22 protein-coding genes and 1 pseudogene are annotated in these 18669 nt (G+C 60.5%); 21 read left to right on the top strand and 2 right to left on the bottom strand.

Annotated elements, in window-relative coordinates; all coding sequences use genetic code 11:
* The first annotated feature begins 1 nt into the window (after window position 1).
* The 21 genes and pseudogenes from H2O14_RS28820 (at window position 2) to H2O14_RS08170 (ending at window position 17575) form a co-directional block, all read left to right on the top strand.
* A complete protein-coding gene (locus tag H2O14_RS28820; RefSeq protein WP_312858571.1) occupies window positions 2-1066 on the top strand; it encodes a hypothetical protein in 1065 nt (354 codons plus the stop codon).
* 253 nt (window positions 1067-1319) lie between these two features.
* Complete coding sequence (locus H2O14_RS08265) at window positions 1320-2450, top strand: flagellar hook-length control protein FliK (RefSeq protein ID WP_312858663.1); 1131 nt, start codon at window positions 1320-1322, stop codon at window positions 2448-2450.
* Window positions 2395-2955, top strand: a complete 561-nt coding sequence (locus H2O14_RS08260; RefSeq protein WP_182827264.1) for a transglycosylase SLT domain-containing protein — start codon at window positions 2395-2397, stop codon at window positions 2953-2955. The genes H2O14_RS08265 and H2O14_RS08260 overlap by 56 nt, the downstream gene beginning before the upstream one ends.
* Window positions 2956-3235: 280 nt before the next feature.
* Window positions 3236-3910, top strand: coding sequence for a transcriptional activator Rem (gene rem, locus H2O14_RS08255; RefSeq protein WP_182827263.1), 675 nt, complete (start codon window positions 3236-3238; stop codon window positions 3908-3910).
* A 115-nt stretch (window positions 3911-4025) separates the two neighbouring features.
* Entirely contained in the window at window positions 4026-5312 is a 1287-nt protein-coding gene (locus tag H2O14_RS08250; protein WP_182827262.1) for a flagellar hook protein FlgE, read from the top strand.
* Between the two features lie 25 nt (window positions 5313-5337).
* Window positions 5338-6675, top strand: a complete 1338-nt coding sequence (gene flgK / locus H2O14_RS08245; protein ID WP_182827261.1) for a flagellar hook-associated protein FlgK — start codon at window positions 5338-5340, stop codon at window positions 6673-6675.
* Window positions 6630-6827 carry a flagellar basal body rod C-terminal domain-containing protein gene (locus H2O14_RS08240; RefSeq protein WP_182827260.1) on the top strand — a complete coding sequence of 66 codons (198 nt, stop codon included), beginning with the start codon at window positions 6630-6632 and terminating at the stop codon, window positions 6825-6827. The genes flgK and H2O14_RS08240 overlap by 46 nt, the downstream gene beginning before the upstream one ends.
* A gap of 8 nt (window positions 6828-6835) precedes the next feature.
* Window positions 6836-7894: a flagellar hook-associated family protein gene (locus H2O14_RS08235; protein ID WP_182827259.1), complete on the top strand. Its 1059-nt coding sequence runs from the start codon at window positions 6836-6838 to the stop codon at window positions 7892-7894.
* Between the two features lie 132 nt (window positions 7895-8026).
* The gene (flaF, locus tag H2O14_RS08230; protein WP_182827258.1) at window positions 8027-8374 is read left to right on the top strand and encodes a flagellar biosynthesis regulator FlaF; all 348 of its coding nucleotides are present in this window, start codon (window positions 8027-8029) and stop codon (window positions 8372-8374) included.
* A complete protein-coding gene (gene flbT, locus H2O14_RS08225) occupies window positions 8371-8820 on the top strand; it encodes a flagellar biosynthesis repressor FlbT (protein WP_182827257.1) in 450 nt (149 codons plus the stop codon). Before flaF ends, flbT begins: the two co-directional genes overlap by 4 nt.
* A complete protein-coding gene (gene flgD / locus H2O14_RS08220) occupies window positions 8811-9341 on the top strand; it encodes a flagellar hook assembly protein FlgD (RefSeq protein WP_182827256.1) in 531 nt (176 codons plus the stop codon). Before flbT ends, flgD begins: the two co-directional genes overlap by 10 nt.
* A 24-nt stretch (window positions 9342-9365) precedes the next feature.
* Complete coding sequence (gene fliQ, locus H2O14_RS08215) at window positions 9366-9632, top strand: flagellar biosynthesis protein FliQ (protein WP_182827255.1); 267 nt, start codon at window positions 9366-9368, stop codon at window positions 9630-9632.
* A 210-nt stretch (window positions 9633-9842) separates the two neighbouring features.
* A pseudogene (gene flhA, locus H2O14_RS08210) lies at window positions 9843-11815 on the top strand (flagellar biosynthesis protein FlhA).
* Window positions 11812-12558 (top strand): flagellar biosynthetic protein FliR, encoded by a 747-nt coding sequence (locus H2O14_RS08205; protein ID WP_182827254.1) that lies wholly within the window; start codon window positions 11812-11814, stop codon window positions 12556-12558. The pseudogene flhA and the gene H2O14_RS08205 overlap by 4 nt, the downstream one beginning before the upstream one ends.
* Window positions 12559-12561: 3 nt before the next feature.
* Window positions 12562-12966, top strand: a complete 405-nt coding sequence (locus H2O14_RS08200; protein WP_182827253.1) for a hypothetical protein — start codon at window positions 12562-12564, stop codon at window positions 12964-12966.
* A 94-nt stretch (window positions 12967-13060) separates the two neighbouring features.
* Window positions 13061-13609 (top strand): rod-binding protein, encoded by a 549-nt coding sequence (locus H2O14_RS08195; RefSeq protein WP_182827252.1) that lies wholly within the window; start codon window positions 13061-13063, stop codon window positions 13607-13609.
* A 37-nt stretch (window positions 13610-13646) separates the two neighbouring features.
* Window positions 13647-14027, top strand: coding sequence for a hypothetical protein (locus H2O14_RS08190; RefSeq protein ID WP_182827251.1), 381 nt, complete (start codon window positions 13647-13649; stop codon window positions 14025-14027).
* A 6-nt stretch (window positions 14028-14033) separates the two neighbouring features.
* Window positions 14034-14570: a hypothetical protein gene (locus tag H2O14_RS08185; RefSeq protein ID WP_182827250.1), complete on the top strand. Its 537-nt coding sequence runs from the start codon at window positions 14034-14036 to the stop codon at window positions 14568-14570.
* A 453-nt stretch (window positions 14571-15023) separates the two neighbouring features.
* Entirely contained in the window at window positions 15024-15869 is an 846-nt protein-coding gene (locus H2O14_RS08180; protein WP_182827249.1) for a WecB/TagA/CpsF family glycosyltransferase, read from the top strand.
* A 73-nt stretch (window positions 15870-15942) separates the two neighbouring features.
* Complete coding sequence (locus tag H2O14_RS08175; RefSeq protein ID WP_182827248.1) at window positions 15943-16545, top strand: hypothetical protein; 603 nt, start codon at window positions 15943-15945, stop codon at window positions 16543-16545.
* Window positions 16546-16675: 130 nt separating this feature from the next.
* Window positions 16676-17575, top strand: a complete 900-nt coding sequence (locus H2O14_RS08170) for a bifunctional methylenetetrahydrofolate dehydrogenase/methenyltetrahydrofolate cyclohydrolase (RefSeq protein WP_182827247.1) — start codon at window positions 16676-16678, stop codon at window positions 17573-17575.
* A gap of 21 nt (window positions 17576-17596) precedes the next feature.
* On the opposite strand, the gene H2O14_RS08165 is transcribed toward H2O14_RS08170, so the two are convergent.
* Together H2O14_RS08165 and H2O14_RS08160 are read right to left on the bottom strand one after the other, a co-directional pair.
* Window positions 17597-18112, bottom strand: coding sequence for a GNAT family N-acetyltransferase (locus tag H2O14_RS08165; protein ID WP_182827246.1), 516 nt, complete (start codon window positions 18110-18112; stop codon window positions 17597-17599).
* 20 nt (window positions 18113-18132) lie between these two features.
* Window positions 18133-18633, bottom strand: a complete 501-nt coding sequence (locus H2O14_RS08160) for a GNAT family N-acetyltransferase (RefSeq protein ID WP_182827245.1) — start codon at window positions 18631-18633, stop codon at window positions 18133-18135.
* Window positions 18634-18669 lie beyond the last annotated feature (36 nt).

Below are 18669 nucleotides of genomic sequence, written 5' to 3'. Positions count from 1 at the left end.
GGTGCCGGAATATCGTTTCACGACCATCGGCCCTTATCTGCAGCTCATCGGCGCCAACGCCATGATGGAGACCGACAAGGAAACCGCGCTGAAATATTTCGATTGGGCGCGCCTCGAGGCGCCGGGAACGATCATCGAGGAAGCGGCCTTGCGCCGCGCCCTGATGATGACCTCGCGGTCGGGCGACACCACGGCCGCCTTGCCTTACGCGCGTCGCTATGCGCGTCGCTATATGAATTCACCCTATGCGTCTCAATTCGCCGATGTGTTCGTGGCGCTCGCCATCGACCATCCCAAGGCCTTGCCGCCGGAGGAAATCGAAGCGGCGCTGTCTCTGGTCGAACGTCGCCGCCAGCGCGAGATCTATCTGCGACTCGCCCGCCGCGCGGCGATCAACGGCGACAAGCCGCTGACCGATTTCGCCACCGCTCGCGCGAAGGCTCTGTCTGAACCGGACGAAACGTCGCCGTTGGCGCTTGCCAAACTCTATAGCGGTCTCGTCGACATTCCCAGCGACGGCATCGAGGACGTGTTGACCCGTCTGGGCGGCATTGCCGATCAGGATCTGTCTCCGAAGGATCGCTTCTTGCGCGACGCGGCGCAAATCGTCGCCGAGGAAGTCATGGCTCCTCCGGATGCTGACAGTCTCGCACAAGCAAATCGAGATATGTCCGACAAGGAATACCGGGACAGAATGTCCGAACTGGCGCTCGATGCAGAGACGACGGGATCGACCGACCCACAACCAGCTCCAGATTTGCAACAGCCGACGGGATCGGAAACGGCCCCCGCGGCCAAGCCCTGGATGCGCGGATGGATCAGGCGGAAAATCTCGTCGCTTCCGGTCGGGCCCGGCTCAAGGACATCGATGCGCTCCTGGCGAAGGAAGGCGAATAATCATGATCGATGCTTCGGCACTTGCCATCGGTCGCGGCGCTGGCGCTGCGAGCGGACTGAAAACCAGCGGCTCTCAGGACGAAAGCGGCGCCCAGGGCCAGGGACTGGGTTTCGGCGATTTTCTCGAAGAGGCGTCGTCCGGCTCCGTCGGCTCCGAAACCACGGGTGATGACGTTGCAGGCGACGCGATCGGCGACGGCGGCGTGGAAGCGGGCGACGACAAATTGGCGCGCTCGATCATCAGCCTGTTCGCCGTCGTCCAGGCCAGTCCGAAGCTCACCCAGCAAGCCGCAACCTCTCCGGCGGCGCTCCCCGAGGGGCCGGCCGATGCCGCCGCGACGCCGTTGCCTGGCGCGGAAGAGGTTATCCCGCCGCACTTGGCGCAAACCGGCGAGACTGCCTCTCATTCGACTGCCGGACCGATGGTCGGCAGGCTTCCTGGCCATGCGCTCGACATGGATGATGCGCGTCTCGTTGCCCTGCTCGTCGGCGCTGACGGCGCCGACACGACGGAGGACCTGCCGACGATCGCCGTCGATGTTCAGGTCGACGCACAGATGGCCGCGCCGTCCGAAGAGATCGAAACGTCTGTCCTCCCCGAGACCGACCCGATCGCGATGTTGCTCGACGAGGCGCAGCTGACCGAACATCAGGGCGCGGCCCATCATCTGCTGTCGGCTTTGTCGAAAGGCCTGAAGGAAGATGATGAGGATGCGGCGCCGATCGTCGAGTCCTCAAACGAAGGCGGCGATGAGCTCGCTTCGGTTCTCGCACCGAACGTGGGACAAGCGGCGTCGACCGCGGCCAAGTCGGCGGATCTTTCTGACGCCGTTGGTCCGCGCGGAACCGACAGCGTCAGGGATGCTCTGGCCCAGGTTTCCACCCAGCCTCAGCAAGGCGATCCGATGACATCCGACCCGGTCGGCGATGAAACGGTCAGGCGAGGCGGAAAAGGCGATGATGTCGATTTCACCGGTTTTGATCAGCTGACGGTGCTCGACTCCCGTCGCTATCTCGGCTTCGGCGGCGACAACGCCAAGCTGCTGACGGCGGCGCTGGCGGGTGAGGCGGGCCGGGCGCTCGCACCCTACGCCACCACGCCGGATATGAGCGCCCAAGCCACCGCGACGACCGTCAACACTCTGAAAATACAAATGAACCCCGAACATCTCGGCACGATGACGGCAGTTCTGAGACTGAAGGGTGAAGATCTCTCCGTCGAAGTCACGGTCGATACGATCGAGGGATATCGCCACCTCGCCAAGGACCACTCCGCGATCGTCCAGTCGCTGCGCGACCAGGGTTTCTCGGTCGACCAGGTCAGCATCCAACTCAACCCGTCTCCCAGGACGGAAAGTCAGCAACAGGATCAGGGACAGAATGGCTCGAACCAGAACCTGCGCGAAGGACAGGGTGACGCTCAGCGTCAGCAAAGTGGCGATGGGCGTCCTGTCCCACGCAGCGAGCGGCTCGCGATCGGTGAACAACGCGCCTCGCATGAGCCTGACGGCGGCGGCGGCTCTGGCGATTCTGGCGACGGTCTCTACCTCTGACGCGCGCGCCAGTTCGGGACTTTGCGAACGGGAAATTGCGCGCGCTGCGGCGCGATACGGCGTGCCGGAGGGTATCCTGTATTCGGTGGGCCTCACCGAAACCGGTCGCAAAGGCTCACTTCAGCCCTGGGCGTTGAACATCGAGGGCAAGGCTGTTTTCGCCCGCTCGCCGGATGAGGCTCTCGAGGCCTTTCGCGACGCCCGCGCGCGCGGCGCGGAACTGATCGATCTCGGATGCATGCAAATCAATCAGCGCTACCATGGCGATCAATTTTCATCCCTGGACGCCATGCTCGACCCGGAGAAAAATGTCGATTACGCCGCACGATTTCTCGCGCAACTGCATGCGAAGCATGTTACATGGACCATGGCCGTTGCGCGTTATCATGCCGGGCCGAACAATAATCCAGCCCAGAAGCGCTATGTCTGCAGGGTGATTTCGAACCTCGTCGCGACGGGGTATGGCGTTTGGACGCCGAAGGCGCTGGATTTTTGTAGCAACTGACGGTTGTCTTTTCCGAGTACATTTGAATCTGGCGAATTTTTGGTCTCTTTGTGGTGACATTGGGGAGTCAAGACGCCCCATTGACGCGATTAACCATACGTTAACTTTTCCCCATTTAAATTTGTGTGCCGTTTCGAAACGCATACTACATATGGATCAAATCGCCCCACATTTCTTAATCAACTGTTAATTTGACCCTGTCATTAGCTCTAGTTGCTCGGGAGTCTTCCGATTCGTACGAATGGGGTGTTGTTTCACTACACTGATTCGGAGGCGGACGATGATCGTAGTGGTAGACGAGCGAGCGCTCGTAAAAGATGGATATACCTCACTTTTTTGTCGGGAAGGCGTGCCCTCTACGGGCTTCGACCCTCACGAATTCGGGGAGTGGGTCAATACGGCTGCGGATTCTGATATCGACGCAGTCGAAGCATTCCTGATCGGTCAGTCCGAGCTCGCGCTCGGCCTGCCGAAGGCGATCAGGGATCGGAGCCAGGCTCCTGTGATTGCCGTGTCTGATTCTCCCTCTCTGGAGATGACCCTTGCATTCTTTGATTGTGGGGTGGATGACGTGGTGCGCAAACCTGTACACCCGCGAGAAATCCTCGCACGCGCTGCGGCAATCCGTCGGCGCTACAAAGCGACCGACGTCAAATATACCGACGTCGGCGCCATCAGAGTCTTCTCCGATGGCCGCGATCCGGAAATCAATGGCGAAGTCTTCCCATTGCCGCGTCGCGAGCGTCGCATCCTGGAATATCTCGTGGCCAATCGCGGCCGGCGCGTGTCCAAGACGCAGATTTTCAATGCGATCTATGGCATCTTCGACGAAGACGTCGAAGAGAACGTCGTCGAAAGCCACATCAGCAAGCTGCGCAAGAAGCTGCGCAAGAAGCTCGGCGTCGATCCGATCGATTCCAAGCGCTTCCTCGGCTATTGCATCGACTGGCAGTGAAAATGCGCGCGTCGCGTTTGCGCGGCGCGCATTAAAAGAATTGGCCCATCACCCGCAAAGGTTCACGCAAGGCACGTCTTCTAGTCTGTAAATATTACGGAAAAGAGGATCCGAGATGAGCCTTTACGGAATGATGAGAACTGGTGTTTCGGGCATGAACGCCCAAGCCAACCGGTTGAGCACTGTCAGCGACAACATCGCAAATTCCAGCACGACTGGATATAAAGGGGCGTCGACGGAGTTCTCGTCCCTTCTTATGCCGCAGACCAACGGCAGCTACAATTCGGGCAGCGTCGAGACCGAAACCCGGTACTCGATCTCGCAGCAGGGCTCGCTGACCTACACCACCTCCGACACCGATCTCGCCATCAACGGCAAAGGCTATTTCCTTGTTCAGGATGCGTCCGGTCAGACGTTCCTCACCCGCGCCGGCTCCTTCCAGCCGGATTCGGAAGGCAACCTCGTCAATGCCGGCGGCTATACCTTGATGGGTTACGACTATGGCGCGGACGAGCCTTCGGTGGTCGCCAATGGTTTCGCAGGCCTGCAGGCCATCAATGTCAGCTCCACCGACATGCAGGCGAACGCGTCTACGGATGCGATCTTCTCGGCGAATCTCGATGCCGGGCAGCCGGTGGAAGATGCTGCGCGTTCGCCGGTCGCCGTCGGTGACAGCGGCGCGGTCGAAGACGTCGACTACACGCACAAGAGTTCGTTGACGGCATTCGACAGCCTCGGCAATGAAGTCATTCTCGACGTTTACTTCACGAAGACGAGCGACACCGAGTGGGAAGTCGCGGTCTTCAACAAGGCCAATGCCGACCCCGATTCAGGTTCGTTCCCCTATTCGGCTGCCGCTTATACCGAGACACTGACCTTCGATCCGAACACCGGCGCGCTGGCGAGCGGATCGACGTCTAAGCTGACGATCCCGGGCGACGAATTGCCCAACATGCCCAATCCCTTCGAGATCGACTTCGCCGGCATGACCCAGCTCGGCTACAAGTTCTCGGTCACCGAAGCCGACGTCAACGGCAATGGCGCGTCGATCGTGACCGGCGTCGAGATCGGCTCGGACGGCACGGTGTCCGCCAAATACGACAACGGCGACAACACCGCGCTCTACAAGCTGGCTCTGGGCACCGTGACCAGCCCGGATCTCATGGAAGTCATCTCCGGCAACGTCTATTCGCCGAGCGCCGAATCCGGCGATCTGCAAATGGGTTTCGCCGGAACCTCGGCCTTCGGGGACATCATCTCCGGCGCCTTGGAGGACTCCAATGTCGACCTCGCCAACGAACTGACGACGATGATCGCTTCGCAACGAAGCTACACCGCCAATTCCAAGGTGTTCCAGGCCGGTTCGGACCTTCTGGAAACCCTCGTGAATCTGGCTCGCTGACACCGTCGTCGCCTAGGAGATCGTTATGTCGCTATCGTCTGCCATCACCACCGCGCAAACGATCTTTTCGAACACCGGTTTGCAGACGGCGGCTTTGTCCACCAACATTGCAAACGCATCCAACCCGGACTATTCGCGCCGGGTTGGCATTCTGACGCTCGATTCCAATGGCGCTCAGGTGCTGAAGATCCAGCGCGCCGCCGACAACGGCCTGATCAAGCAGTCGATGGCCTCCACGGCGGAATCCAGCGCACAGGACACGATCGACAAGAAGCTCACCGACATTCGGACGCTTCTGGGCGGCAACAATTACGAGACAGCGCCGTCGACCTATATCAGCAAGCTGCGCGACGATCTCCAGGCCTACGCCACCAAGCCCAACGAATCGACGCTCGCCGCGACCGTCGTGTCCAGCGCTCAGGACGTCGTGACCTCGTTGAACTCCGTATCCCAGGAAATCCAGGGCATGCGGGGCGTCATCGATCAGGAAATCGACGATCAGATCGACAAGCTCAACAATCTCCTCGTCCAGTTCAAGTCGGTCAACGACACGGTGCGCCAGGGCACCGCGAACGGAATGGACATCAACAACGAACTCGACGCGCGCGACAGCTATTTGCGCCAGATTTCGGAGATCATCGGCGTCCGGTCCTTCACGCGCGAAAACAACGACATGGTCCTCTATACGGCGGACGGCACCATGTTGCTCGACACGAGCCCGCGCGAGATCATCTTTACGCCGGTTCCCGCCTATGGAGCGTCGACGACCGGCAATCCCCTGATCGTGGACGGCGCGGCCATGAATGCGGGCTCGAGCGGCAACTCCACCGCCAAGGGCAGCCTCGCCGCTTTGCTGCAGGTCCGCGACAGCATCATCCCACTCTATCAGTCGCAGCTCGATGAAACCGCGCGCGGTCTGATCTCCACATTCGCTCAGGTGGATATGAGCGGTTCGGGCCAGGACGATATGCCGGGCCTGTTCACCTGGACCGGTTACACCGCCGGCGATTCGATACCGGACGGCTCCAACATCGAAAATGGCCTCGCCGCGTTGATCAAGGTGAACGACGCCTTGGTGAAGACCAAGGGCGGGGATCCGACCGATTTGCGCGACGGCGGCTACGATGTCGACGGTCAATCGGTCGCCAGCCCGGATTACCTCGGCAACACCGATGACGACGCGAGCTATTCCGCAATCCTCGACGGGCTCGTCGCGTCGATGTCGAAGGACCAGGATTTCCATGAAGACACCTATCTCGACACCAGCATTTCGATCGTGGGCTACGCCAAGCGTCGATCGGCTGGCTGGAGCAACTGGTGTCCGAAAGCGCCACGGCCAAGGAAAACAAGGACGCGCAGCTGACCCGGATCACCGAGTCGCTGTCCAACACCACCGGCGTCAGCCTCGACGAGGAAATGTCGCTGATGCTCGATCTCGAGCAGAGCTACAAAGCGTCGAGCAAGCTGGTGACGGCCGTCGATACGATGATTCAGACCCTGCTCGATGCAGTTTAGGATAGATCATGAAGACCTCCTTCATTTCTAACATCTCGGTTCAGAACGCCATGCGCTCGACCATCAATTCGGTTCAGGCCGAATTGATCGACGCCCAGAGGGAAGTGGTCAGCGGCGTCTATTCCAACGTCGGCAAAGAACTCGGCGCGACCACGACGCGTAGTCTCAATCTCCATTCCGAAGTGAACATGATGGAGAACCTGCTCAAGACCAACGCGGTCGTGGAGCAGCGGCTTTCATCGACGCAGACGGCCCTCGACACGATCGCGGGTTCGGCGCAGACCGGCCTCAACACGCTCGTCGCTCTCTCGGGCAGCAACGACGATTCGCAGCTGATGACCGTCAAGAGGACGATGACCGACGTGTTGGAACAGGCGATTTCCGCCGGCAACACCTCTGTTAACGGCGAATATGTGCTTTCGGGCATCAACACCGACGAGGCGCCGCTGGCGGACTACATGGCCGACGGCAGTCCGGCGCGTCAGGCCTTCGTGGACGCCTTCACCAATCATTTCGGCTTCGCCCCGACAGATCCCGGCGTGGGGAGCATCCAGGCGGCGGATATGGAAGCCTTCATCACCGACGAACTCGAGCCGATGTTCCTGACGGTCGGCGGTGATTGGGAAACCAACTGGTCCAACGCTTCGAGCACGCCGACCACGGCGCGCATTTCACGGACGGAAGTGATCCAGAGTTCGTCGACGACCATCACCGACGGCTTCCGCTATATGGCGATGGCCTCCGTCATGGCGATCGAGATGCTCAACTCCGATTTTTCGATCGCCTCGCGCAATGTCGTCAGCAACACCGCGATTTCGTTCATGGGGCAGGCGATCTCCGGCGTCGACGCCGACAGAAGCCAGCTCGGCCTGTCGCAGAACCGCGTGAAGCAGGCGAACGAAACATTGCAGGCGCAAATCGACATCGTGAAGCTCAATCTCGACGATCTCGAAGGCGTCGACGTCTATGAGGCGTCCAATCGAATCACCGCGCTGAGCAATCAGATGGAAATCTCCTATTCGCTGACGGCGCGCATCAACGAATTGAGTCTCGTAAACGCATTGTAAGGAGTTGGCGCGGTTGGATAGGCCGCGCCGGACGTTTCTCGGACTTTATGAAACGAACCTTTTCTGGAAGCGTAAGCTTGGCTTCAGGCAAACCAGATACGCTTCAAAAATGACCGGAATATGAGGGGCTGAATGTACCAGTTTTCCTACGCAGAAATTATGGCGGATGATGTCGCCGACTCGCGGGAACGCGAAAAGCAGGTTCTTGATCGCGCCGTGACTCTCTTGCGTGCCGCCGAACATAAGGGCCGTGAATCCCGGGAGGCCGTCGAGGCGCTCTATTACACCCGGCGAGTTTGGGTGGCTCTCATCGATGACCTCCGGCTCGCCGACAACCAGTTGCCCGCAAATCTCAAGGCGGACCTGATCTCCATAGGGATCTGGATCCTCAAGGAGGTTGACCGGATCAGAATGCGACAGTCCGTAAATTTCAAAGGTATTGCGGATATCATAACCATCATCAGGGATGGACTGAAATGAAGAGCACTTTGCGTATTTCTCTCAAATCCGGAGAGCGGATTTTCATCAATGGGGCTGTTCTCAGGGTTGATCGCAAAGTCGCCATCGAGTTCCTCAACGATGTGACCTTCCTGCTCGAAAACCACGTGCTGCAGCCCGAAGGCGCGACGACGCCGCTCAAGCAGCTCTACTTCATCGTTCAGATGATGCTCATCAATCCCGAAGGCGCCGAACAGTCCAAACAGATGTTCAAGAAGTCGATCGTGATGTTGCTCGCGAGCTTCCAGAACGAAGAGATCCTGGCGGAGCTGAAGCGCGTCGATGCGATCGTGACCTCGGGCAAGCCCTTCGAGGCGCTCAAAGCCATCCGCGGCCTCTACGCCATCGAGGAGAAGATCCTCAGCAATCAGGAAATGACGCCGGCGGTTCGCGAAAATATCCGCAGGGAGATCGCTCCATGGCAATGAGCGCGCTGACGGCGCTTTCGGCGACGTCGACCAGCACGACGCCGCCCACCAACACGACGTCGACGACAAATGCCGACGCGAAAGCGGCGACGCTGGACTACAATAACTTCCTGCAGCTTCTCGTCGCGCAGATGGAGAACCAGGATCCGACCGATCCGATGGACGCCACAGAACAGATGGCGCAGCTCGCGTCGTTCTCGCAGGTCGAACAGCAGATCAAGACGAACACCGCGCTCGAAAACGTAATCTCGCAGAATTCGCTCGCCACAGCCGCCAACTATATCGGCAAGACGATCGAGAGCGCCGACGGAAAAACCAGCGGCGTGGTCGAATCCATCGCGATCAAGGCGGACGGCATCGTCGCCACCTTGAAATCCGGCGAGGAGGTGACGCTCGCGGAGGGCATCACAATTCTCTCCGCAAGCTCCTCTTCCGATGGAACCAACGATTCCTCCGGGGACAATGGTGAAAGCTCGACGGGTGGTGTAGACAACAATAACGACGGTTCGGACGGAACCTGAGACGACAGCGCAAGAGGACCGGCTATGAATGAGGCTGACGCCCTGGATATGGTGCAAGCCGCGATCTGGACGGTTCTCGTGGCTTCCGGCCCCGCCGTTCTCGCCGCAATGATCGTCGGCGTCGTGGTGGCGCTGCTGCAGGCCCTGACGCAGGTTCAGGAAATCACCCTGACCTTCGTGCCGAAAATCCTCGCGGTCTTCGCGGCGGTGGCTTTGTCCGCGCCGTTCATCGGATCGCAGATGTCCATCTTCACGACCATGATCTTCTCGCGCGTGCAAAGCGGCTTCTAGCCCCCGAAGGCCGGACGCCGAACACTTCGCGCAAGCTTCCGCTGCTATCCGCTATCTCGTGGAATAGCGGCTTCATGAAGAGGCGGAAGATTTATGGCTGATGTTCAGTCGATTACAGTTCCAAAAGTCGCCCCAAAAGGGCGCGATATCGGCTTCGCGATCGGTATTATCGCGATCCTGTCGATCCTGTTTTTGCCGATACCGGCATTCCTGATCGATCTGGGCCTCGCTTTCTCGATTTCCTTCTCCGTGCTGATTCTGATGGTGGCTCTCTGGATCCAGAAGCCGCTGGATTTCTCGTCTTTTCCGACGATCCTGCTGATCGCGACGATGACGCGCCTGTCGCTGAACATCGCCACGACGCGCGTGATCCTGTCGCACGGCAATGAAGGCCACGAGGCGGCGGGTCATGTCATCGCCGGTTTCGCCAGCCTGGTGATGTCGGGCGATTTCGTCATCGGTCTGATCGTCTTCCTGATCCTGATCGTAGTGAACTTCATCGTCATCACCAAGGGCGCGACCCGCATCGCCGAAGTCGGCGCCCGCTTCACCTTGGACGCCATCCCCGGCAAGCAGATGTCTATCGACGCGGACTTGTCCGCCGGCATGATCGACGAAAGCGAAGCGCGCCGGCGCAGAAAAGAACTCGAGGATGAAAGCTCCTTCTTCGGGGCCATGGACGGCGCCTCGAAATTCGTGCGCGGCGACGCCGTCGCGGGTCTCCTGATCACCGCGATCAACATTTTCGGCGGCATCATCATCGGCTATTTCCGCCACGGAATGGAGCTCACCGAAGCCGCCGACGTCTTCGTCAAGCTGTCGGTCGGCGACGGTCTCGTGTCTCAGATTCCCGCGCTGATCATCTCCTTGGCGGCGGGCTTGCTGGTGTCGCGCGGCGGCCAGACGGGCACCACCGACAAGGCTGTCGTCGATCAGCTGGCGGGCTATCCCCGCGCGCTCGCAATGTCGGCGGGTCTCGTCTTCACGCTGGCGCTGGTGCCGGGGCTTCCCTTCTTTCCCTTCACCGCTCTCGGCGTGATTCTCGCGTTCGGCAGCTATGTGATCCCGCGCCGCATCGAGGCTGAAAACCAGGCCAAGCGCATGGTCGAGGAGCAGAAGAAAGCCTCCGAGGTCAAGGAGCAGGACAAGGATTCCGTCAAGAACGCGCTCAGGACGCCGGAGATCGAGCTGCAGCTCGGCAAGCAGGTCTCCACCCGCCTGCTGGGCGCGCACCAGGAACTGGCCTTCCGCGTCGGCAAGATGCGCAAGAAATTCGCCAGCCAGTACGGCTTCGTCGTGCCAGAAATCAAGGTGTCGGACGAGCTCGGAATTCCCGACAAGTCCTATCATATCCGCATCCACGGCACGACAGTGGCCTCGAATCTGCTGCGTGTCGGCGAAGTGCTTGTCATCACCGGCGGCGGACGCCGACCGACGGTGCCGGGCGACGATGTGCGCGAACCCGCCTTCGCATGCCGGCCGTCTCCGTGGTCGAAACCTTCACCGAAGAACTCAAGCGCGAAGGCTTCCATCCGATCGACAACGTCTCGGTCGTGCTCACGCATCTGTCGGAAGTCATCCGCAACAACCTGCCGCAGCTTCTGTCCTACAAGGACGTCAAGATCCTCATCGACCGGCTCGATCCGGAATACAAAAAACTGGCCGACGAAATCTGCACCACGCACATGTCCTATTCGGGCCTGCAGGCGGTGCTCAAGCTGCTGCTGGCCGAGCGCGTCTCGATCCGCAACCTGCATCTCATCCTCGAAGCGGTCGCCGAACTCGCTCCGCATGTGCGCAAGACCGAGCAGATCGTCGAACATGTCCGCGTGCGCATGGCGCAGCAGATCTGCGGCGACCTGTCGGACAATGGCGTGTTGCGCGTGCTTCGGCTCGGCAACAAATGGGACATGGTGTTTCACCAGGCGATCAAGCGCGACGCCAAGGGCGAGATCATCGAGTTCGACATCGATCCGCGCCACCTCGAGGAATTCTCGGAACAGGCCACCAAGGTGGTGCGCGAATATCTCGACCGCGGATTGCCCTTCGTTCTGGTCACCTCGCCGGAAACCCGCTCCTATGTGCGCATGATCATCGAACGGCTGTTCGCCACATTGCCGGTGCTGTCGCATGTGGAGCTCGCCAAGGGCATCGAGATCAAGATCCTCGGAACCATTTCATGATCCAGGATCCCGAAGGTCTGGTGCTGGCCCTCGTTGTGGTGTTCTGCCGCATCGGGGGCTGCATCATGGTCCTGCCGGGCTTCTCGACGGCCCGCGTTCCCGTGATGATCAGGCTGTTCATCGCCGCGACCGTCTCGCTGGCGCTTCTGCCGCTGATGTGGAACGACGTCTATCCCAATATCGGTCGCGGCATCGCCAGCTATGTCGGTCTGATCGCGATGGAAACGCTCACGGGCGTCGTGCTGGGGCTGATCACCCGATTCTATGCGCTGGGACTGCAGTTTCTCGGCACCGTCATCACCATGATGATCGGCTTGAACACCCCGCCCGCAAACGACATCCTCGACGACACCAGCGAAGGCCAGCTCACCAATTTGCTCACCTTCGCCGGCTTGATGGTGCTGTTCATGCTGGATTTCCATCACCAGCTGTTTCTCGCTATCGCCCAATCCTACAAGACCTGGCCGCCGGGGACGGGCTTCGAAGCCCAGAAGGCGCTCGTGTCTCTGGTGGACACGCTGTCGACCACCTTCGCGATCATGCTGAGGCTGGCGAGCCCTTTCATCCTGTTCAACGTCTTGTTCAACATGGCGATCGGCTTCATCAACAAGCTCGCGCCCGTGGTGCCGGTGTTCTTCATCTCCACGCCATACATGGTGCTTGGCGGTACGATCCTGCTTTATTTTGGCGCTGCGGCCATGCTGTCTCTGTTCGGCGACGGCTTCAGCCAGATCTTGAGGTGACGCATGGCGAAACTCCCGCGGTCGGAAAAGCTCGCTCGTCTCGTCCGCGTGCAGCGGCAGTTGGAAAACATGGCGCAGGCCGATCTCGCGTCGACCACCCGCGCACGGGCGGAGATCCAGCGCAGCCTCGACGTGACGGTGGAGGCGCTGGGCTCTCTCTCGCCGGTGCATCAGGTCTTCACGAGCCTCTACGCCAGCCAGATCGGCCGGCTCACGGCCCGTGACCAGCATCTCGCCACCGTGCAGGAGATCCATGAAGGGCGGATGCGCAAGGAACGCGCCAAGGGCGACCGGCTCGACGAGCACCGCAAGGAGGCGCTGACCGACGAACGCCGCGAGGCCGACGACAACGCGATCTATGATCTCATCGAGCAGAGAACGCTTCTGGACGGCTTCGACCGGCCCTGACGCCGCCGCTGATATGGCGATAAGCCACGGTCAAGCTTGAAAGGCCATTGTGTTCTTCAGCAAATTCTTGAAGCATGACGGCGTCTCATTCTCCATGGCGATCAATCCTCCCACCGACATCATCCAGGACGTGATCAACGCCGCCGATCCGGCGCAGGTCGAGATCGCCCAGGCGAAACTCAAGGCCGGCATCGCGGTCGCCGAAGCCCGCAAGCTGAACGGCGCCGATGCCGGGTTCGACTCGAATATCGTCCGCGACCACATTCGCACCAGCAGCGGTCCGAGCGGCAAGGACAAGGACATCCCGGAGCCCTATCGCAAGTTCGAAGCCATGGTGCTGCAGAACTTCATCAAGACCATGCTGCCCGACAGCGAGGAGGTCTACGGCAAGGGCTCCGCCGGCGAGATCTGGAAAAGCATGATGGCCGAGCAGATGGGCAACGAGATTTCGAGGGGCCGCGGCGTCGGCATCGCCGAGCAGCTTGCTTCCCGCCAGGCGCAGAGGACTCCCGAGGTCGAGAAGGCCGAGCTGTCGGAGCGCCAGAGCATGACGTCCCGAAGCCTTCAACGGTTTGAAATGAAGGCGCTGGACGAATTTCTGCCCGGCTCCTTCGCCGAAGACGACAAGAAGAAGCGTGTCTGAGTATCCCCATGCTTAGCGACATTGGAGAACGAACATAATGGCGACGGCGCTCACTGAAGACAATTTCAAGGAAATGCGGATCAAGACCGTGCTCGGCCGGCTGGAGCTGATCATCGACAACGAGAACGAGCGGATCGGCAAGGACGTCGAATTCGACATCAAGGCGTCGAACGCGCATAAGAGCCGTTGCCTGTATGAATTGACGATGCTGTGCAAGGACAGCGCGCCGAGCGAACTGCCGAACGGCCTGTCCACGCAGATGAAATTCCTCAAGCAGAAGCTGATGCTCAACGCACGGCGGCTGGAAGCGCATCTCAACGCGGTGCGCACCGTTACCGACATCCTCAAGACGGCGGCGCGCGAACAGGATGGCGACGGCACCTATACCCAGGAACAGTTTCGTTACGGCGAGATCTAACACGTCATGATCAAACTCATCGCCACGGGAGTCTGGGTCGCCATCGTCACTTTGGGCGCGGTCTACGGGTCGATCCAGCTCGCCAAGCCGGAAGATCCCAACGCCGAGGCCGAAAAGAAAAAGGCGGTGCAGGAACTCGTCCATGGCGAAATGGTCACCTTGCCGGTGATCAAGAACGCAGATGTGGCAGGCTATTTTCTGACCAAGACGTCCTACATCGTCGACAAGTCGAAGATGGGCGAAGTCACGCTGCCGATCCCGGCGGTGCTGACGGATGAACTCTACACCGCCCTCGTCGGCGATCAGATCATCCGTGTCGGCGACAACAGGGAGCTCGACGTCAAGGCGTTCCGCGAGCGCATCAAGAACGCGCTCAACAAGCGGCTGGGGTCCGAGGTCGTGGTGGACGTCGTCTTCGAGCAGATCGACTATCTCTCCAAGGAAGATCTACGCCAGCAGCGGGCGGACAAAACGCAGAACATCGTTCACGAAACGCCGCCGGCGGATATTCCGGCTGGCAAGGCCGCCGAGGGCGGCCATTGAGACGCGATCGGGGCTGCGTCCGTTAACTTCAGCCAACGCGCAGCCTGCTGGCGCAAGATGATCGTTAAGATTTCCTTGCGTCATCGACTAAAATAAGTCTAAATATTGGATATATCCTGTTTCGATACATGTTTTGAACTATAACGAAACATATTTTGATCGCGATGAGATAGGCGCGCCGGATATTTATTTGGACGGCTGCGACGAGAGATCGAGGCAACTTCAGTATAAATTATTGATATATATACATAATATACGATGGTAAACTCATCGTTAGCTGCTCGCGCGGCATTCTATCAATTTACTTAAAGGCCATTTTAGCGCCCCGTGTTACTTCATCGACAGTGAAGACGGGGCGGATGACTGTGCCTTCCGGGGTGTTGTTTTCCCGACCGCGACCTTCTGAGCCGGCTGATGGGTCCAGCCGCTTGTGTCCGCGTGAGGAGTAGCAGCATGAATATCGTTTCGAATATGGCGGTGTTCAGTTCGCATCGGGAGATTCTCGGTCTTCCGGTCTGCGATCTGGGCTGGGCGGACGCCTTTACATTCGTGAACGCGCTGGCCGAGGTCCCGGTGGGACAGACGGTGATCTCCTTCATCAACGCCCACAACGCCAACATCATGTTTCGCGACCATGGATATCGCGAGGCGTTGGATCGCCATCTGGTGCTGCCCGACGGCATCGGCGTCGACATCGCATCGATCCTGGCGCATGGGGCGTCTTTCCCCGCCAATCTCAACGGCACCGATTTCGTGCCGTCGCTACTGACCTACATGACGCGGCCCAAGCGGATCGGCTTGATCGGCGCGCGGCCGGAGATCCTCTTGCGCGCCAGCCGCAATTTCGAACAGCATGCGCCCTGGCACGAGATCATTCCCATTCATCACGGTTATTTTCATGAGGACCAGTCCAGCGAAATCCTGGCCGAAGCTGCGGCGATGAAGCTGGACATTCTCCTGGTGGCCATGGGCACGCCGCGCCAGGAAAAATGGATCGATCGCCATATCAGGCCCGAACACGCGCGCCTCGTGCTCGGCGTCGGCGCTCTTTTCGATTTCGTGGCGGGGGAAGTGCCTCGCGCGCCGGCATTCGTGCGCAAGATGCGGGTGGAATGGTTCTATCGCTTCCTGCAGGAGCCGCGCCGCCTCGCGGGCCGCTACTTCATCGGCGGGCCTGTCTTTCTGTTTCATGTCGTGGCGCATACCGCGCGACGCCTCGCAGCCGGCAAAACCGCAAAGGCCCCGACCCAGCGCGTGCGCAGGCCCCTGCTGATCACAAACCCCGGCAAGCGGGATTAAGGCTTCATTTACCAAAATGAATGTACAATGGGTAAAGTCGAAGACGATTGTTTAACCCGAACTGAGACGGCGAATGCACGCGCGCTCCCTGCTCGATTATCTATCCGACGCCGAGCGCGCCCGACATGTCGAGCGCCGTGATAGGCGCGACTGGGTTTCGATCTTCGAGCGGCTCGAGGATCTCGAGCGACGCCTCATGGATCTCCGAAGCGCCGAAGCGCGCCAGGCCGCGCCTCATGAAGGCCAGGATCGCCGGGCTTTGCGGGATGAGATATCGTCCATTCTCCGCAGTCGCGGCATTGCTCCCGAGCCCAAACGCACCACCCCTCCGCCGCCTCTCGCGCCGCGAGATTGGGTCGAGCCGCCGTCGATCGCGCCGATGGCCTCGTTTCAGCCGCCGGTCGAGCACGCCGACAACGACCTGCTCAAATTCATCGAGGCCGTACAGTTGCTGGGGCGCGCCGCGGAAAAGTTCATGGCGGGCGGCGGCGCAGGCAGCCATGACGACGATCGCCTCGGTCCCGCCCGGTCACCGGAACGCGAGCCGCGCGCGATAGTCCGGTCACCCGCCGCCGCGCCACGCTCCACCGATATGGATCTCGATCGGCTTTGGAAAGAGGTCGAGCAATTGCGTCAAACGCTCTCACAACTGTCGCCGAAGCGCGATTCCCATTGATCCCGTCTTGATCGCCTCCGTCGCCCATGTCACCAATGCGCCGGTCCGGGGCGCGTTGAGACAATCGCCGAACGGCGAGCGCGATTAGGATCGCGCGCAAGGACGGGACTGCACGGTGAAGGAGGGTAGTTTGGCTCACATCATTAATGGCGTCGAAGCGGCGGCGGCCGTCATCGATAAGGTGAAATCGTCCGCTTCGGCGTTGCAAGCCGACACCGGCGTGCAGACGGGTCTCGCGGTCGTGCTCGTCGGCGAAGATCCCGCCAGCCAGGCCTATGTCGGCGCCAAGAGCAAGATGGCCAAGGAATGCGGCTTCAAGTCCGTCCAGCACTCGCTGCCCGCCGATACGACCCAGAAGGACCTGCTAGCGCTGGTCGACGAACTCAACGGCGATCCGTCCATTCACGGCATTCTCGTGCAGCTCCCGCTGCCCAAGCATCTCGATTCCGAAGCGGTGATTCAGTCGATCCTGCCGGAAAAGGATGTCGACGGACTGCATGTGGTCAATGCAGGCAAGCTCGCGACCGGCGATATCGACACCGGGCTTATCTCCTGCACCCCCGCTGGCGCGCTTATTCTGGTGCGCTCGGTGCGCGGTGAGGACCTTTCCGGCCTCAACGCCGTGGTGATCGGCCGCTCCAATCTGTTCGGCAAGCCGATGGCGCAGCTTCTGCTGACCCGCAACGCCACGGTCACCACCGCCCATTCCCGCACCAAGGATCTCGCCGGGGTCTGCGCCACGGCCGATATTCTCGTCGCCGCCGTCGGCCGTCCGGAAATGGTCAAGGCCGATTGGGTCAAGCCCGGCGCCACCGTGATCGACGTCGGCATCAACCGTGTGCCTGTGCCTGAAAAGGGCGAGGGCAAGACCAAACTGGTCGGCGATTGCGACTTCGCTTCCTGCGAGCTGGTGGCCGGCGCCATCACGCCGGTGCCGAAAGGCGTGGGCCCGATGACGATCGCCATGCTGATGGCCAATACGGTGATCGCCGCGCATCGAAAGCTCGGAAAAACCGCGCCGAAATTCTGATCCGGCCGCCGCGAACTCCGCTCAGGATGTCGCGGCATTTTCCTGTTCGTCCCAGGCCTCCCAATCGATCGACATCAACAGGAGATCGATCTGCTCGCCATCGGGACGCCGCCCTGCTTTCGGCAGCAGCTTTTCATCCTGAAAACCACAGTGGCGGTAGAGCCGGATTGCGCGCTCGTTATACGGCGCGACCCGCAGCCAGAATTTGCGCGCGCCGAAACCTTCGAAAACCAGCCGCATCACCCGCGGCAGCAACCGCGAACCGAGCCCCCGGCCGGGATGTCGGAGGATCATCCGGTTCATCATCGCATCGCCGTCGTGATTGCCGAGCCCGCTGAGCGCGAAGAAAGCGACGGGACGGCCTTCTGCGTCGTCATGAACGAGATAGACGTAGCCGGGCCGCGCGAGATTGCGCTCATGCTCGATCCGCGTCCAGCGGCCCACGAGGCGGTCGTAGTCGGGCTGGCGCTCGATGTCCATGATCTCCTCGATATCGGCTGCATTTGCGCGCCTGAGATCTCCGAGCCGGCTCCACATGGCCTTGTCCTTTCGCCGCTTCAGCCGGACTTCGCCGCCCATTCCGTTCGAAGCAGCGACATCAACGCCAGATCGACCCGCTGGCCGTCCGGCAGCGCATAGGCCTCGCGCATGACGCCTTCGCGGGTCAAGCCGCAGGCCTCATAGACCCGCCGCGCCCGGTCATTGCCGATGATGTGATCCAGCCAGAAGCGGTGCGTCGCCGTTTCGGTGAAAACCCAGCCGATCACGTCGGTCAGAAGCCGGCGGCCCAGACCTTTGCCGGGATGGGCCACGGCGATGCGCTTGAGGCAGGTGTTGCCCATGATATTGCCGAGATCGCGCAGGATGGCGAAGCCGCCGATGGCGCCGGCCTCGTCGACGGCGACCAGATAGGCGTAATCGGGATCGACGAGCGCGCGGGCGTGAAATTCGGCGGAGGACCTGCCGACCACCGTCTCATATCCCGGCGTCCGCTCGATCTCCATGATGCGGGCCAGATCGGCGTCGGTCGCGCGGCGGAGATATATCTGTGCGGTCATCGAAAATCCCTGCATTCTTCCGGAGGATGAGGCCCG

Origin of the sequence: Rhizobium sp. G21 (assembly GCF_014158035.1) — a bacterium.
GTDB lineage: Bacteria > Pseudomonadota > Alphaproteobacteria > Rhizobiales > Rhizobiaceae > Rhizobium_E.
This window is presented reverse-complemented; position numbering and strand designations above follow the sequence as displayed.

Bases quoted from the DNA above. Each gene is read 5' to 3' on its own strand.
- H2O14_RS08265 (WP_312858663.1), top strand. From the start codon at position 1,320: ATGGTCGGCAGGCTTCCTGGCCATGCGCTCGACATGGATGATGCGCGT.
- H2O14_RS08260 (WP_182827264.1), top strand. From the start codon at position 2,395: ATGAGCCTGACGGCGGCGGCGGCTCTGGCGATTCTGGCGACGGTCTCT.
- rem (WP_182827263.1), top strand. From the start codon at position 3,236: ATGATCGTAGTGGTAGACGAGCGAGCGCTCGTAAAAGATGGATATACC.
- H2O14_RS08250 (WP_182827262.1), top strand. From the start codon at position 4,026: ATGAGCCTTTACGGAATGATGAGAACTGGTGTTTCGGGCATGAACGCC.
- flgK (WP_182827261.1), top strand. From the start codon at position 5,338: ATGTCGCTATCGTCTGCCATCACCACCGCGCAAACGATCTTTTCGAAC.
- H2O14_RS08235 (WP_182827259.1), top strand. From the start codon at position 6,836: ATGAAGACCTCCTTCATTTCTAACATCTCGGTTCAGAACGCCATGCGC.
- flaF (WP_182827258.1), top strand. From the start codon at position 8,027: ATGTACCAGTTTTCCTACGCAGAAATTATGGCGGATGATGTCGCCGAC.
- flbT (WP_182827257.1), top strand. From the start codon at position 8,371: ATGAAGAGCACTTTGCGTATTTCTCTCAAATCCGGAGAGCGGATTTTC.
- flgD (WP_182827256.1), top strand. From the start codon at position 8,811: ATGGCAATGAGCGCGCTGACGGCGCTTTCGGCGACGTCGACCAGCACG.
- fliQ (WP_182827255.1), top strand. From the start codon at position 9,366: ATGAATGAGGCTGACGCCCTGGATATGGTGCAAGCCGCGATCTGGACG.
- H2O14_RS08205 (WP_182827254.1), top strand. From the start codon at position 11,812: ATGATCCAGGATCCCGAAGGTCTGGTGCTGGCCCTCGTTGTGGTGTTC.
- H2O14_RS08200 (WP_182827253.1), top strand. From the start codon at position 12,562: ATGGCGAAACTCCCGCGGTCGGAAAAGCTCGCTCGTCTCGTCCGCGTG.
- H2O14_RS08195 (WP_182827252.1), top strand. From the start codon at position 13,061: ATGGCGATCAATCCTCCCACCGACATCATCCAGGACGTGATCAACGCC.
- H2O14_RS08190 (WP_182827251.1), top strand. From the start codon at position 13,647: ATGGCGACGGCGCTCACTGAAGACAATTTCAAGGAAATGCGGATCAAG.
- H2O14_RS08185 (WP_182827250.1), top strand. From the start codon at position 14,034: ATGATCAAACTCATCGCCACGGGAGTCTGGGTCGCCATCGTCACTTTG.
- H2O14_RS08180 (WP_182827249.1), top strand. From the start codon at position 15,024: ATGAATATCGTTTCGAATATGGCGGTGTTCAGTTCGCATCGGGAGATT.
- H2O14_RS08175 (WP_182827248.1), top strand. From the start codon at position 15,943: ATGCACGCGCGCTCCCTGCTCGATTATCTATCCGACGCCGAGCGCGCC.
- H2O14_RS08165 (WP_182827246.1), bottom strand. From the start codon at position 18,112: ATGTGGAGCCGGCTCGGAGATCTCAGGCGCGCAAATGCAGCCGATATC.
- H2O14_RS08160 (WP_182827245.1), bottom strand. From the start codon at position 18,633: ATGACCGCACAGATATATCTCCGCCGCGCGACCGACGCCGATCTGGCC.